Source organism: Anaerococcus tetradius ATCC 35098 (genome assembly GCF_000159095.1).
Lineage (GTDB): Bacteria > Bacillota > Clostridia > Tissierellales > Peptoniphilaceae > Anaerococcus > Anaerococcus tetradius.
On sequence record NZ_GG666364.1, the window covers coordinates 1 to 369 of the forward strand.

A 369-nucleotide genomic window follows, 5' to 3' on the forward strand; every position below is an offset into this window, starting at 1 on the left:
AGCAGAATATAATCATAAAGAATTTGTAAAAGGTATTATATCTCTTGAAACAGGAGTAGAAAATGAAAATGTTCTTAATAATGCCTATGATAATTATATGAACGATTCAGTTATGGGTCTTATTGATGAAAAGTTTATTGAATATATAGACGAAGAAGAGTTAAAAGAAAACTTAGAAGCTAATCAAGAACAAGGAGATAAAGAAATGAAAGATATAGATAATAAAGAGAAGGATACATTAAATATAGATGGAAATATAGCAACTGATATAGAAATTAAAGATTTAAAATCAAAAGATGGGAGGGACTTTAAAGTAGCCTCCTTTTCTATTGCTGAAAATGACAAGGAAGGAAATGCAAAATTCATCAG

The 369-nt window shown here is 27.4% G+C and carries 1 pseudogene; it reads left to right on the forward strand.

The window, feature by feature from the left end:
* A pseudogene (locus HMPREF0077_RS10195) lies at window positions 1-369 on the forward strand (single-stranded DNA-binding protein); the annotation flags it as partial.